The organism is Agrobacterium sp. LY4 (genome assembly GCF_001526585.1).
GTDB lineage: Bacteria > Pseudomonadota > Alphaproteobacteria > Rhizobiales > Rhizobiaceae > Agrobacterium > Agrobacterium leguminum.
In genome coordinates, this window is the sequence record NZ_ASYA01000007.1 from 44,483 (window position 1) to 54,937 (window position 10,455).

General features: G+C 58.1%; 21 protein-coding genes and 1 pseudogene. All 22 read right to left on the reverse strand.

The window, feature by feature from the left end; genetic code table 11:
* Positions 1–244: 244 nt before the first annotated feature.
* Positions 245–724, reverse strand: coding sequence for a 50S ribosomal protein L15 (gene rplO / locus L904_RS08795; protein ID WP_003521009.1), 480 nt, complete (start codon positions 722–724; stop codon positions 245–247).
* Positions 725–740: 16 nt separating this feature from the next.
* Positions 741–947 (reverse strand): 50S ribosomal protein L30, encoded by a 207-nt coding sequence (gene rpmD, locus L904_RS08800; RefSeq protein ID WP_020812287.1) that lies wholly within the window; start codon positions 945–947, stop codon positions 741–743.
* A gap of 11 nt (positions 948–958) precedes the next feature.
* Positions 959–1,528, reverse strand: a complete 570-nt coding sequence (gene rpsE / locus L904_RS08805; RefSeq protein WP_004442585.1) for a 30S ribosomal protein S5 — start codon at positions 1,526–1,528, stop codon at positions 959–961.
* 119 nt (positions 1,529–1,647) lie between these two features.
* Complete coding sequence (gene rplR, locus L904_RS08810; protein WP_003521008.1) at positions 1,648–2,010, reverse strand: 50S ribosomal protein L18; 363 nt, start codon at positions 2,008–2,010, stop codon at positions 1,648–1,650.
* A gap of 12 nt (positions 2,011–2,022) precedes the next feature.
* The gene (gene rplF, locus L904_RS08815) at positions 2,023–2,556 is read right to left on the reverse strand and encodes a 50S ribosomal protein L6 (protein WP_003495204.1); all 534 of its coding nucleotides are present in this window, start codon (positions 2,554–2,556) and stop codon (positions 2,023–2,025) included.
* Between the two features lie 43 nt (positions 2,557–2,599).
* Positions 2,600–2,998: a 30S ribosomal protein S8 gene (rpsH, locus tag L904_RS08820; RefSeq protein ID WP_003521007.1), complete on the reverse strand. Its 399-nt coding sequence runs from the start codon at positions 2,996–2,998 to the stop codon at positions 2,600–2,602.
* Positions 2,999–3,010: 12 nt separating this feature from the next.
* Positions 3,011–3,316, reverse strand: coding sequence for a 30S ribosomal protein S14 (gene rpsN, locus L904_RS08825; RefSeq protein ID WP_003507785.1), 306 nt, complete (start codon positions 3,314–3,316; stop codon positions 3,011–3,013).
* 33 nt (positions 3,317–3,349) lie between these two features.
* Positions 3,350–3,904 carry a 50S ribosomal protein L5 gene (gene rplE / locus L904_RS08830; RefSeq protein WP_003495201.1) on the reverse strand — a complete coding sequence of 185 codons (555 nt, stop codon included), beginning with the start codon at positions 3,902–3,904 and terminating at the stop codon, positions 3,350–3,352.
* The gene (gene rplX / locus L904_RS08835) at positions 3,897–4,205 is read right to left on the reverse strand and encodes a 50S ribosomal protein L24 (protein WP_003521006.1); all 309 of its coding nucleotides are present in this window, start codon (positions 4,203–4,205) and stop codon (positions 3,897–3,899) included. The genes rplE and rplX overlap by 8 nt, the downstream gene beginning before the upstream one ends.
* 12 nt (positions 4,206–4,217) lie before the next feature.
* Positions 4,218–4,586: a 50S ribosomal protein L14 gene (gene rplN, locus L904_RS08840; protein ID WP_003495199.1), complete on the reverse strand. Its 369-nt coding sequence runs from the start codon at positions 4,584–4,586 to the stop codon at positions 4,218–4,220.
* 234 nt (positions 4,587–4,820) lie between these two features.
* Positions 4,821–5,057 (reverse strand): 30S ribosomal protein S17, encoded by a 237-nt coding sequence (gene rpsQ, locus L904_RS08845; protein ID WP_003495195.1) that lies wholly within the window; start codon positions 5,055–5,057, stop codon positions 4,821–4,823.
* Positions 5,058–5,068: 11 nt separating this feature from the next.
* Positions 5,069–5,269, reverse strand: coding sequence for a 50S ribosomal protein L29 (gene rpmC, locus L904_RS08850; protein WP_003495193.1), 201 nt, complete (start codon positions 5,267–5,269; stop codon positions 5,069–5,071).
* Positions 5,270–5,281: 12 nt separating this feature from the next.
* Positions 5,282–5,695 (reverse strand): 50S ribosomal protein L16, encoded by a 414-nt coding sequence (rplP, locus tag L904_RS08855; protein ID WP_003495190.1) that lies wholly within the window; start codon positions 5,693–5,695, stop codon positions 5,282–5,284.
* A gap of 38 nt (positions 5,696–5,733) precedes the next feature.
* Positions 5,734–6,465 carry a 30S ribosomal protein S3 gene (gene rpsC, locus L904_RS08860; protein ID WP_003495188.1) on the reverse strand — a complete coding sequence of 244 codons (732 nt, stop codon included), beginning with the start codon at positions 6,463–6,465 and terminating at the stop codon, positions 5,734–5,736.
* A complete protein-coding gene (gene rplV / locus L904_RS08865; RefSeq protein ID WP_003521005.1) occupies positions 6,465–6,854 on the reverse strand; it encodes a 50S ribosomal protein L22 in 390 nt (129 codons plus the stop codon). Before rplV ends, rpsC begins: the two co-directional genes overlap by 1 nt.
* 2 nt (positions 6,855–6,856) lie before the next feature.
* Positions 6,857–7,135 (reverse strand): 30S ribosomal protein S19, encoded by a 279-nt coding sequence (rpsS, locus tag L904_RS08870; RefSeq protein WP_003507772.1) that lies wholly within the window; start codon positions 7,133–7,135, stop codon positions 6,857–6,859.
* Between the two features lie 15 nt (positions 7,136–7,150).
* Positions 7,151–7,987 carry a 50S ribosomal protein L2 gene (gene rplB / locus L904_RS08875; RefSeq protein ID WP_003521004.1) on the reverse strand — a complete coding sequence of 279 codons (837 nt, stop codon included), beginning with the start codon at positions 7,985–7,987 and terminating at the stop codon, positions 7,151–7,153.
* Positions 7,988–8,030: 43 nt separating this feature from the next.
* A complete protein-coding gene (locus L904_RS08880; protein ID WP_003521003.1) occupies positions 8,031–8,324 on the reverse strand; it encodes a 50S ribosomal protein L23 in 294 nt (97 codons plus the stop codon).
* A complete protein-coding gene (gene rplD / locus L904_RS08885) occupies positions 8,321–8,941 on the reverse strand; it encodes a 50S ribosomal protein L4 (protein ID WP_003495173.1) in 621 nt (206 codons plus the stop codon). Before rplD ends, L904_RS08880 begins: the two co-directional genes overlap by 4 nt.
* 12 nt (positions 8,942–8,953) lie before the next feature.
* Positions 8,954–9,595: a 50S ribosomal protein L3 gene (gene rplC, locus L904_RS08890; RefSeq protein ID WP_003507769.1), complete on the reverse strand. Its 642-nt coding sequence runs from the start codon at positions 9,593–9,595 to the stop codon at positions 8,954–8,956.
* A 168-nt stretch (positions 9,596–9,763) separates the two neighbouring features.
* Positions 9,764–10,072, reverse strand: coding sequence for a 30S ribosomal protein S10 (rpsJ, locus tag L904_RS08895; RefSeq protein ID WP_003507767.1), 309 nt, complete (start codon positions 10,070–10,072; stop codon positions 9,764–9,766).
* Between the two features lie 311 nt (positions 10,073–10,383).
* Positions 10,384–10,455: pseudogene (locus L904_RS27690) on the reverse strand (elongation factor Tu); the annotation flags it as partial.

Here is a 10,455-nt window from a genome sequence, read left to right on the forward strand (position 1 = left end):
GACAAACGCGGCTCTCAGCCGCCATCATGCCTCACCCTGTTTTTTATGTCCTATCCCCTCCCCTACGGAAGTTCAAGAACTGTGAGGCTCTCCCTGCAGCACTTTCTGCCGCAAGCGGGGCCGTGGAAGCACACCGCGAAGAGATTGCCCTGATGCTCTATAAATCGATTTAGATCGAAAGCACCATAGGCCAGGGAGCGCAAACGCCCGGAGCGACGAGCCCCGGGCGTCTGAAGTCTATATATTACTCGGCGGCTTCTGCTGCAACTGCGAGAAGCTTGATCGAACCGCCAGCCTTTTCGATCTTTTCGATTGCGGGCTTGGAAGCGCCGGCAACTTCGAAAGCGACCTTGGCCTTCAGCTCGCCGTCGGCGAGAATGCGTACGCCGTCCTTGGCGCGGCGGATAACGCCGGCAGCCTTGAGAGCAGCGGCATCGATCGTTGCGGAAGCGTCAAGCTTCTTGGCGTCGATGGCGGTCTGAATGCGGCCGAGCGATACGACAACATATTCGGAAGCGAAGATGTTGTTGAAACCGCGCTTCGGCAGACGACGGTAGATGGGCATCTGACCGCCTTCGAAACCGTTGATGGCGACGCCCGAACGAGCCTTCTGGCCCTTCACACCGCGACCACCGGTCTTGCCCTTGCCGGAACCGATACCGCGACCTACGCGGATACGGTCCTTGGAGGCGCCTTCGTTGTCTCTGATTTCATTGAGTTTCATGATAGGTTACTCCGTCTCACTTCTCGTCAACGACGCGAACGAGATGCTGGACCGCACGGATCATGCCGCGAACCGCCGGAGTGTCTTCCAGGGTGCGCTGACGATGCATCTTGTTGAGACCCAGGCCGATCAGCGTCTGGCGCTGGATTGCCGGGCGGCGAATGGGGCTGCCGATCTGTTCGACCGTAACAGTCTTCTTGGCTTCAGTAGTCTTCTTGGCCATGATCCAGCTCCTTATTCTTCAGAAGCGTTGCCGGAAGCGGCACGACGAGCCTGAAGGGTCGCATACTTCAGACCGCGCTGTGCAGCGATGTCCTTCGGATGAACCTGATGCTTCAGAGCGTCGAACGTAGCGCGAACCATGTTGTACGGGTTCGAAGAACCGGTCGACTTGGCAACAACGTCATGAACGCCGAGCGTTTCGAAAACGGCGCGCATCGGACCACCGGCGATGATACCGGTACCGGCCTTGGCCGAACGCAGCAGAACCTTGCCTGCGCCGTGACGGCCATTGACGTCGTGGTGCAGCGTGCGGCCATCGCGCAGCGGAACGAAGATCAGATCGCGCTTTGCGCTTTCGGTTGCCTTGCGGATCGCTTCCGGAACTTCACGAGCCTTGCCGTGACCGAAGCCAACGCGGCCCTTCTGGTCGCCAACGACGACGAGAGCGGCGAAGCCGAAGCGACGGCCACCCTTAACAACCTTTGCAACGCGGTTGATCGCGACCAGCTTGTCGACGAATTCGCTATCGCGCTCTTCGCGGTTCTGACGCTCTTCGCGGGAACCTCTTTTATCCTGTGCCATTGTCCTTGTCCTTTTTCTTTTGCGGGTGGAACGGCAAACGAAAAGACCAGCGGTCCCGATGAAGAGATCCGCATGGTCCGGTGAAATTCCGCCCGGATCGTTGTCCGGGCGGAAAAAAATCAGAAGTTCAGGCCGCCTTCGCGGGCAGCGTCTGCCAGGGCCTTGATGCGGCCGTGGTAGATGAACGCGCCACGGTCGAATACGACATCCTTGACGCCAGCCTTGACGCCACGCTCGGCAACCAGCTTGCCTACGACAGTTGCCGCTGCAACGTCGGCGCCGGTCTTGAGCGAGCCGCGCAGATCGGCTTCGAGCGTGGAGGCAGACGCAAGCGTCTTGCCAGCAACGTCATCGATGATCTGGGCGTAGATGTTCTTCGACGAGCGATGAACCGACAGGCGCGGGCGGCCGTTGGCAACCGCCTTGATCTGGCGGCGCACACGGCTCGCGCGACGTGCAAGTGCTTCTTTCCTGCTAGCCATTTCGCGTGATCCTTACTTCTTCTTGCCTTCTTTGCGGACAATACGCTCTTCAGCGTACTTCACGCCCTTGCCCTTGTAGGGCTCGGGACCGCGGTATTCGCGGATTTCCGCGGCTACCTGGCCAACCTGCTGCTTGTTGATGCCGGAAACGATGATTTCCGTGGGCTTCGGGACGGCAATGGTGATGCCGACCGGCGGCTCGTAAACAACGTCGTGGGAGAAGCCGAGAGCCAGCTGCAGGTTCTTGCCCTGCATGGCGGCACGGTAACCGACGCCGTTGATTTCGAGCTTGCGCTCATAGCCGTCCTTAACACCCTTGAAGATGTTCTCGATCATCGTGCGGGACATGCCCCACTTCGAACGAGCTTCCTTGGTGCCGTTAGCCGGCGTTACGGAAACGCCGTTATCTTCGAGCTTCAGCTGAATGTCGTCGTTTGCGACGAAAAACAGTTCACCCTTCGGGCCCTTAGCAGTAACCTTCTGGCCGTCGACATTGGCCGTCACACCTGCTGGAACCGGAACGGGCTTTTTACCGATACGAGACATTATTCAATCCTGTCTGTTCGTTATGGAGATCCTTGCTCGGGTCTTAGAAGACCGAGCAAAGAACCTCGCCACCAACGTTCTGTTCGCGAGCCTGGTGATCGGCCATCACACCCTTCGGGGTCGAAAGGATGGTGATGCCGAGGCCGTTCGCGACCTGCGGAATGGACTTTACCGAGACATAAACCCGGCGGCCCGGCTTGGAAACGCGGCCGATCTCACGGATCACGGACGCGCCTTCGTAGTACTTCAGCTCGATCGTGAATTCGGACTTGCCGTTTTCGAAATCGACCTTGGAATAACCGCGAATGTAGCCTTCAGCCTGCAGCACGTCGAGAACGCGTGCGCGGAGGCTGGAAGCCGGCGTGCTTACCGAAGACTTGCGGCGAGCAGCACCATTGCGGATGCGGGTGAGCATATCACCCAAAGGATCAGTCATGGTCATGTGCCCGTCTCCTTACCAGCTCGACTTGACAATGCCCGGCACCTTGCCGGAATTGCCCAGCTCACGAAGCGCGATACGCGACATCTTGAGCTTGCGATAGAACGCGCGCGGACGGCCCGTTACTTCGCAGCGGTTGCGGATACGCGTCTTCGAGCCGTCACGCGGCAGCGAAGCGAGCTTCAGAGTGGCCTTGAACCGGTCTTCGATCGGAAGGGACTGGTTCATCACGATCGCCTTCAGTGCGGCGCGCTTGGCGGCCTGCTGGGCGACCGACTTGCGGCGGCGCTTGTTCTTTTCAACTGCGCTTGTTTTCGCCATATCGGAGTTCCTTTTCTACGCTCGTCGTTACGGTTAGTGACGGAACGGGAAGTTGAACTCTGTCAGCAGAGCCCGAGCTTCGTCGTCCGACGTCGCCGTCGTGCAAACGATGATGTCCATGCCCCACATCTGATCAACCTTATCGTAGTTGATCTCAGGGAACACAATGTGTTCCTTGATGCCCATGGCGAAGTTGCCACGGCCGTCAAAGCTCTTCGGGTTCAGGCCCCGGAAGTCGCGAACGCGCGGAAGCGCGATGTTGACCAGACGATCAAGGAATTCGTACATGCGGGCGCCACGAAGGGTAACCTTCGCACCGATCGGCATGCCTTCGCGAACCTTGAAACCTGCGATCGAGTTACGAGCGCGGGTAACCACCGGCTTCTGGCCGGCGATCGCAGCCAGGTCACCGGCAGCGATGGTGGGCTTCTTGGAGTCGGCAGTCGCCTCGCCAACACCCATGTTGATCACGATCTTTTCAAGCTTCGGGATCATCATCACGTTGGCGTAGGAGAACTTCTCCTGCATGGCGCCACGGATACGGGAAACGTATTCCGTCTTGAGACGCGGCTCGTACTTATCAGCCATCGATCACTTCTCCCGAACGCTTGGCCACGCGGACCTTCTTGCCATCCACAACCGAGAAGCCAACGCGGGTCGGCTTGCCATCCTTGTCGACGATGGCGATGTTGGAGATGTGCAAGGATGCTTCCTTGTTGATGATGCCGGCTTCCTGGGCCTGGGTCTGGCGCTGGTGACGCTTCACCATGTTAACGCCACGCACAACGGCCCGATCTTCCTTCGGCAAAACCTGGATTACTTCGCCGGTACGGCCCTTGTCCTTACCGGTCAATACGACAACCTTGTCGCCTTTACGAATCTTCTGCATCGCATTCGCTCCTTACAGTACTTCCGGAGCCAGCGAGATGATCTTCATGTGGTTCTTGGCGCGAAGTTCGCGCGGAACCGGTCCGAAGATACGGGTGCCGATGGGCTCTTTCTTGTTGTCGATAAGAACGGCTGCGTTGTTATCGAAACGGATGACGCTGCCGTCAGCGCGGCGGATGTCCTTGGCGGTGCGCACGACAACCGCCTTCATCACGTCGCCCTTCTTGACGCGGCCGCGCGGAATAGCTTCCTTGATGGAAACGACAATAATGTCGCCAACAGAAGCATATTTGCGCTTCGAGCCGCCCAGCACCTTGATGCACATGACACGACGTGCGCCGGAATTATCCGCCACGTCGAGGTTTGTTTGCATCTGAATCATGTCAGGTCGCCTTCTTGTTGTTACCGGAACGGTTGGGCAAACTCTCCCGAGTAAGCCCCCTGCCCCAGCTTATGAATATCTCTTTTTTTGCGCGGAAATGTCGTGACAGGGTGGTTTCCCGAAGGACCTTCCGTGCGCATCAAAGCAAAAGACGCTCGATTCACGAGCGTCCTTGCGGTGCTTCATACAGGAATTCGCGCCAAGTGCAAGACACCTGGCGCGATTCTGATGAAATTAAGCCTGGGCGGAAACGACCGTCCAGCGCTTGTCCTTGGAGATCGGTGCGCATTCCTCGATGGAAACGACATCGCCGACCTTATACTGATTGTTTTCGTCGTGTGCCTTGTACTTCTTCGAACGACGAACGGTCTTCTGAAGCAGCGGGTGAGCGAATCGGCGCTCAACCCGGACTACGACAGTCTTCTCGTTCTTGTCGGACACTACGACGCCCTGCAGAATGCGTTTCGGCATATTATTCTTCCTTAGGCCTTGGCTTCTGCCGCCTTCTGGCGGGCAATGGTTTTAACGCGGGCGATATCCTTGCGGACTTCGTTGATGCGCGAGGACTTCTCCAGCTGACCAGTTGCCTTCTGGAAGCGCAGGTTGAACTGCTCCTTCTTCAGATCGGCGAGCTTGTCCTTGAGCTGGTCGGCGCTGAGGCCGCGAACTTCATCGGCTTTCATGTGCCTTGCTCCTTACTCTGCGATGCGCTGTACGAAGCGCGTCTTGACCGAGAGCTTGGCAGCGCCGAGACGAAGCGCCTCACGGGCGATCTCCTCGGACACACCGTCGATCTCGAACATCATACGACCGGGCTTGACCTTGCATGCCCAGTAATCGACCGAACCCTTGCCCTTACCCATACGAACTTCGGTCGGCTTTGCCGTTACCGGAACGTCGGGGAATACGCGGATCCACACGCGACCTGCGCGCTTCATGTAACGCGTGATCGCGCGGCGGGCCGCTTCGATCTCGCGTGCATTCACGCGGTTCGGTTCCTGCGACTTCAAGCCGAATTCACCGAATGCCAGGTCAAAGCCGCCCTTGGCGACGCCCTTGATGCGTCCCTTGAACTGCTTACGGTACTTAGTACGCTTTGGCTGCAACATTTTCTTACTTCTCCGAGCTTATCTTTCGCCAGCGTCAATCAAGCGTTTTCGCGACGACGATCAGGACGATCGCCACGCTCACGGCTTGCAGGGCCCTGTGCGTCGCCTTCGAGACCGCGACGCTCAGAAGCCATCGGATCGTGCTCAAGGATTTCGCCCTTGAAGATCCAGACCTTGATGCCGCAAATGCCGAATGCGGTTTCAGCTTCAGCCGTGCCGTAGTCGATGTCCGCACGCAGCGTGTGCAGCGGAACGCGACCTTCGCGGTACCATTCGGTACGAGCGATTTCTGCACCGCCGAGACGGCCGCCGCAGGTGATCTTGATGCCTTCGGCGCCAAGACGCATTGCGGACTGAACAGCACGCTTCATCGCACGGCGGAAAGCCACGCGGCGCTCGAGCTGCTGAGCGATCGACTGGGCAACCAGCGTCGCGTCGATTTCCGGCTTGCGCACTTCAACGATGTTGAGGTGCGTTTCGGAGTTGGTCATTTCGGAAAGCTTCTTGCGAAGCTTCTCGATGTCCGCACCCTTCTTGCCGATGATCAGACCCGGACGAGCCGAGTGGATCGTAACGCGGCACTTCTTGTGCGGACGCTCGATGACGACCTTGGCGATACCGGCCTGCTTGAGTTCCTTGATCAGGTAAGCCCGGATCTTCAGGTCTTCATGCAGCAGCTTGCCGTATTCTGCGGTGTCAGCGTACCAGCGGCTATCCCAGGTACGGTTGATGCCGAGGCGGAAGCCGATCGGATTGATTTTCTGACCCATTATGCGGCCTCCCCTTTTTCCTCGACTTCACGAACAACGATCGTGAGGTGAGCGAACGGCTTTTCGATGCGGGAAGCACGACCACGGCCACGAGCGTGGAAACGCTTCATGGTGATGGACTTGCCAACATAGGCCTCGGCGACGACGAGAGCGTCGACGTCGAGGTCGTGGTTGTTTTCCGCATTGGCAATTGCAGATTCCAGCGTCTTCTTGACGGTGCCTGCAATGCGCTTGCGGGAGAATTCGAGCTCGGCGAGAGCGCGATCAACCTTCTTGCCACGGATAAGAGCGGCAACCAGGTTCAGTTTCTGGGGGCTGACGCGGAGCGTACGGGCAACGGCCTGAGCCTCGTTGTCCTTCAGCCGGCGTTCGGTCTTAGCCTTCGCCATGATTACTTCCTCTTTGCCTTCTTGTCCGCGCCGTGACCGTAGTAGGTACGGGTCGGAGAGAATTCACCGAACTTGTGTCCGACCATGTCTTCGTTGACGGAGACGGGCACATGCTTGCTGCCGTTGTAGACGCCGAAGGTCAGACCAACGAACTGCGGCAGGATCGTGGAGCGACGGCTCCAGATCTTGATTACTTCGTTACGTCCGCTCTCGCGCACCTTCTCAGCCTTGGTGAGAAGATAGCCGTCAACAAACGGACCTTTCCATACTGAACGAGCCATTAGTGACTACCTCTCTTACTTCTTACGCTGATGGCGCGAGCGCATGATGAACTTGTCGGTCGACTTGTTCGAACGGGTGCGCTTGCCCTTCGTGGGCTTGCCCCACGGAGTAACCGGGTGGCGACCACCCGACGTGCGACCTTCACCACCACCGTGCGGGTGGTCGACCGGGTTCATGACGACGCCGCGAACGTGCGGACGCTTGCCGCGCCAACGGGAACGACCGGCCTTGCCGTCGTTGATGTTGGCGTGGTCCGAGTTCGAAACAGCACCGATCGATGCGAGGCAGGAGCCGTGCACCAGACGCTGTTCGCCCGAGTTGAGACGCAGGATGGCCATGCCGGCATCGCGGCCGACGAGCTGGACATACGTACCGGCGGAGCGAGCGATCTGACCGCCCTTGCCCGGCTTCATCTCGACGTTGTGGATGATCGAACCGACCGGAATGTACTGAAGCGGCATGGTGTTGCCGGGCTTCACGTCCACTGCCTTGTCGGAGGCGATCACCTTGTCACCGGCAGCGAGACGCTGTGGCGCGAGAATGTAAGCCTGTTCGCCGTCGGTATACGTAACCAGCGCGATGAACGCGGTGCGGTTGGGGTCGTATTCCAGACGCTCAACGGTGCCTTCTACGTCGAACTTGCGACGCTTGAAGTCAACCAGACGGTAGGTCCGCTTGTGACCGCCACCCTGGAAACGGACGGTGATCCGGCCCTGGTTGTTACGGCCACCCTTGGAGCTGAGGCCCTGGGTGAGAGCCTTTACCGGCTTGCCCTTGTAGAGCGAAGCGCGGTCCACGATAACCAGCTGGCGCTGGCTCGGCGTGGTCGGATTGAAACTTTTCAATGCCATTTTCTTGTTCCCTTTTGGGTCTTTGCCCGCTTGGGCCTAACCTTTAGAGTCCGGTGGACACGTCGATGGATTGACCTTCGGCGAGCGTGACGACGGCTTTCTTGACGTCCTTCAGCTTACCGGCGAATCCACGGAAACGACGGGTCTTACCCTTGCGGATAAGCGTGTTCACAGCCGTGACTTTGACGCCGAAGAGAGCTTCCACGGCAGCCTTGATTTCAGGCTTGGAAGCATTCTTGGCGACGTTGAATACGACCTGGTTCTGTTCGGATACCAGCGTCGACTTTTCCGTGATCGAAGGAGATACGATCACATCGTAGTGGCGAAGATCCGTCATTTGAACCGCTCCTCCAGAGCCTCTACAGCAGCCTTGGAAAGCACCAGCTTGCCACGGCGCAGGATGTCGTAAACATTGATGCCCTGAACCGGCAGAACGTCCACGTTCGGGATGTTCTGAGCGGCGAGCTTGAAGTTGCCATCAAGTTCGGCGCCGCCGATAACGAGAGCGTTGGTCAGGCCAAGCGAAGCGAAGCTGCCCAGCAGAGCCTTGGTCTTTGCTTCGGACGCGACGAGCTGATCGACGATGATCAGTTCTTCAGCCTTCAGCTTTGCAGACAGGGCGTGACGCAGAGCGAGCGCACGAACCTTCTTGGGAAGATCGTGTGCATGGCTGCGAACGACCGGGCCGTGGGCCTTGCCGCCGCCGCGGAACTGCGGTGCGCGAGCCGAATGGTGACGAGCGCGGCCCGTACCCTTCTGCTTGTACATCTTCGCGCCGGTGCGGGAAACTTCCGACCGGTTCTTGGACTTGTGGGTTCCCTGCTGCTTCTTTGCAAGCTGCCAGCGAACCATGCGGGCCAGGATGTCCTGGCGGGGGTCGAGGCCGAAGATCTCATCCGACAGAGAAACCTTGCCGGCGTCTTTTCCCTCGAGGGTCTTGACGTTCAATTCCATGATAAGGCTCCCTTACTTCGCAGCCGACTTGACGGCGTCGCGGACGATGATCCAGGAACCCTTCGAGCCGGGAACTGCACCCTTCACGAGGATGAGGCCACGGTCTTCATCGGTCGAAACGACTTCGAGGTTCTGGGTCGTAACGCGCGTCTGGCCCATATGACCAGCCATGCGCTTGCCCTTCCAGACGCGGCCCGGATCCTGGTTGTTACCGGTCGAACCGTGTGCACGGTGCGATACGGAGTTACCGTGCGAAGCGCGGCCACCACCGAAGTTGTGACGCTTCATAGCACCGGCAAAACCTTTACCGATCGTGGTTCCAGTGACGTCGACCAGCTGGCCGGACTGAAAATGATTTGCGGTCAGTGTTGCACCGATGTCGATCAGGTTCTCGGGGGAAACCCGGAACTCGACGAGCTTGGCTTTCGGTTCGACATTGGCAGCGGCAAAATGACCGCGAAGCGCCTTCGTCGTGTTCTTGACCTTGGACTGGCCGGCACCGAGCTGAACTGCGGTATAGCCATTCTTGTCTTCCGTGCGCTGGGCAACGACTTGTACGTTATCCAGTCGCAATACTGTTACGGGGATATGTTCACCTGCGTCGTTATAGACGCGTGTCATACCCACTTTCTGTGCAATCACACCTGAACGCATTGGTTCATCCTCTTGCGAGCCTTGAAGGGAAAACCCTCTCTGGCCTTTGTTAAGGAGTGCCCTTCGACATCTCACGATGTTTCCGGTCTCCGGTTTGGAAGTCGTTGGATTACTCCACGTACCTTCCTTGTTATTTCAGCCCTCACCTTGGATGGATCGGGCCGGGTCTTAGAGCTTGATTTCCACGTCAACGCCAGCAGCGAGGTCGAGCTTCATCAGAGCATCGACAGTCTGCGGGGTGGGGTCAACGATATCGAGAAGACGCTTGTGCGTCCGCATTTCGAACTGTTCACGGCTCTTCTTATCAACGTGAGGAGAGCGGTTGACGGTAAACTTTTCGATGCGGGTGGGGAGCGGAACCGGGCCGCGAACGCTGGCGCCGGTGCGCTTTGCGGTCGACACGATTTCACGGGTAGAGGCATCGAGGATCCGGTGATCGAACGCCTTGAGGCGGATACGGATATTCTGGCCGTTCATTCGTCTTGTCCTTGTTCTTTGTTATTCGTTTCCGCACGCGGAAACACATGAACTTCTATTGATCGTGGCGCCGCAGATTTTCAAAAATCGAGAGAAATGCGCTGTCGCATCCCAATCATTTCAGTTGTCTGTATTGCTAAAACACCGCGTTTCGCAATCGCTTGCGAATCCAGCGGTGAGTGTGAGTGCGCGTTTACGCGCTTTCACCGAATTTTTCAAGCACTAAAAATGCAACGCCGCCAGGCTTTTTACCAAAAGTCCGGCGGCGGTGTTGTTCACACCGCCGCCAGTCTGAATTTCAAAGGTCGAAATTACTCGACGATCGAGGCGACGATGCCGGCGCCGACGGTACGACCGCCTTCGCGGATAGCGAAGCGCAGCTT

Bases quoted from the DNA above. Each gene is read 5' to 3' on its own strand.
- rplO (WP_003521009.1), bottom strand. From the start codon at position 724: ATGAAACTCAATGAAATCAGAGACAACGAAGGCGCCTCCAAGGACCGT.
- rplR (WP_003521008.1), bottom strand. From the start codon at position 2,010: ATGGCTAGCAGGAAAGAAGCACTTGCACGTCGCGCGAGCCGTGTGCGC.
- rplF (WP_003495204.1), bottom strand. From the start codon at position 2,556: ATGTCTCGTATCGGTAAAAAGCCCGTTCCGGTTCCAGCAGGTGTGACG.
- rpsQ (WP_003495195.1), bottom strand. From the start codon at position 5,057: ATGCCGAAACGCATTCTGCAGGGCGTCGTAGTGTCCGACAAGAACGAG.
- rplN (WP_003495199.1), bottom strand. From the start codon at position 4,586: ATGATTCAGATGCAAACAAACCTCGACGTGGCGGATAATTCCGGCGCA.
- rplX (WP_003521006.1), bottom strand. From the start codon at position 4,205: ATGCAGAAGATTCGTAAAGGCGACAAGGTTGTCGTATTGACCGGTAAG.
- rpsJ (WP_003507767.1), bottom strand. From the start codon at position 10,072: ATGAACGGCCAGAATATCCGTATCCGCCTCAAGGCGTTCGATCACCGG.
- rpsC (WP_003495188.1), bottom strand. From the start codon at position 6,465: ATGGGTCAGAAAATCAATCCGATCGGCTTCCGCCTCGGCATCAACCGT.
- rplD (WP_003495173.1), bottom strand. From the start codon at position 8,941: ATGGAATTGAACGTCAAGACCCTCGAGGGAAAAGACGCCGGCAAGGTT.
- rpsS (WP_003507772.1), bottom strand. From the start codon at position 7,135: ATGGCTCGTTCAGTATGGAAAGGTCCGTTTGTTGACGGCTATCTTCTC.
- rpsH (WP_003521007.1), bottom strand. From the start codon at position 2,998: ATGACCATGACTGATCCTTTGGGTGATATGCTCACCCGCATCCGCAAT.
- rpmC (WP_003495193.1), bottom strand. From the start codon at position 5,269: ATGAAAGCCGATGAAGTTCGCGGCCTCAGCGCCGACCAGCTCAAGGAC.
- rpmD (WP_020812287.1), bottom strand. From the start codon at position 947: ATGGCCAAGAAGACTACTGAAGCCAAGAAGACTGTTACGGTCGAACAG.
- rplE (WP_003495201.1), bottom strand. From the start codon at position 3,904: ATGGCTGATAAGTACGAGCCGCGTCTCAAGACGGAATACGTTTCCCGT.
- L904_RS08880 (WP_003521003.1), bottom strand. From the start codon at position 8,324: ATGACGGATCTTCGCCACTACGATGTGATCGTATCTCCTTCGATCACG.
- rplC (WP_003507769.1), bottom strand. From the start codon at position 9,595: ATGCGTTCAGGTGTGATTGCACAGAAAGTGGGTATGACACGCGTCTAT.
- rplV (WP_003521005.1), bottom strand. From the start codon at position 6,854: ATGGCGAAGGCTAAGACCGAACGCCGGCTGAAGGACAACGAGGCTCAG.
- rplP (WP_003495190.1), bottom strand. From the start codon at position 5,695: ATGTTGCAGCCAAAGCGTACTAAGTACCGTAAGCAGTTCAAGGGACGC.
- rplB (WP_003521004.1), bottom strand. From the start codon at position 7,987: ATGGCATTGAAAAGTTTCAATCCGACCACGCCGAGCCAGCGCCAGCTG.
- rpsN (WP_003507785.1), bottom strand. From the start codon at position 3,316: ATGGCGAAAACAAGCGCAGTTGAAAAGAACAAGCGCCGCCGCAAGTCG.
- rpsE (WP_004442585.1), bottom strand. From the start codon at position 1,528: ATGGCACAGGATAAAAGAGGTTCCCGCGAAGAGCGTCAGAACCGCGAA.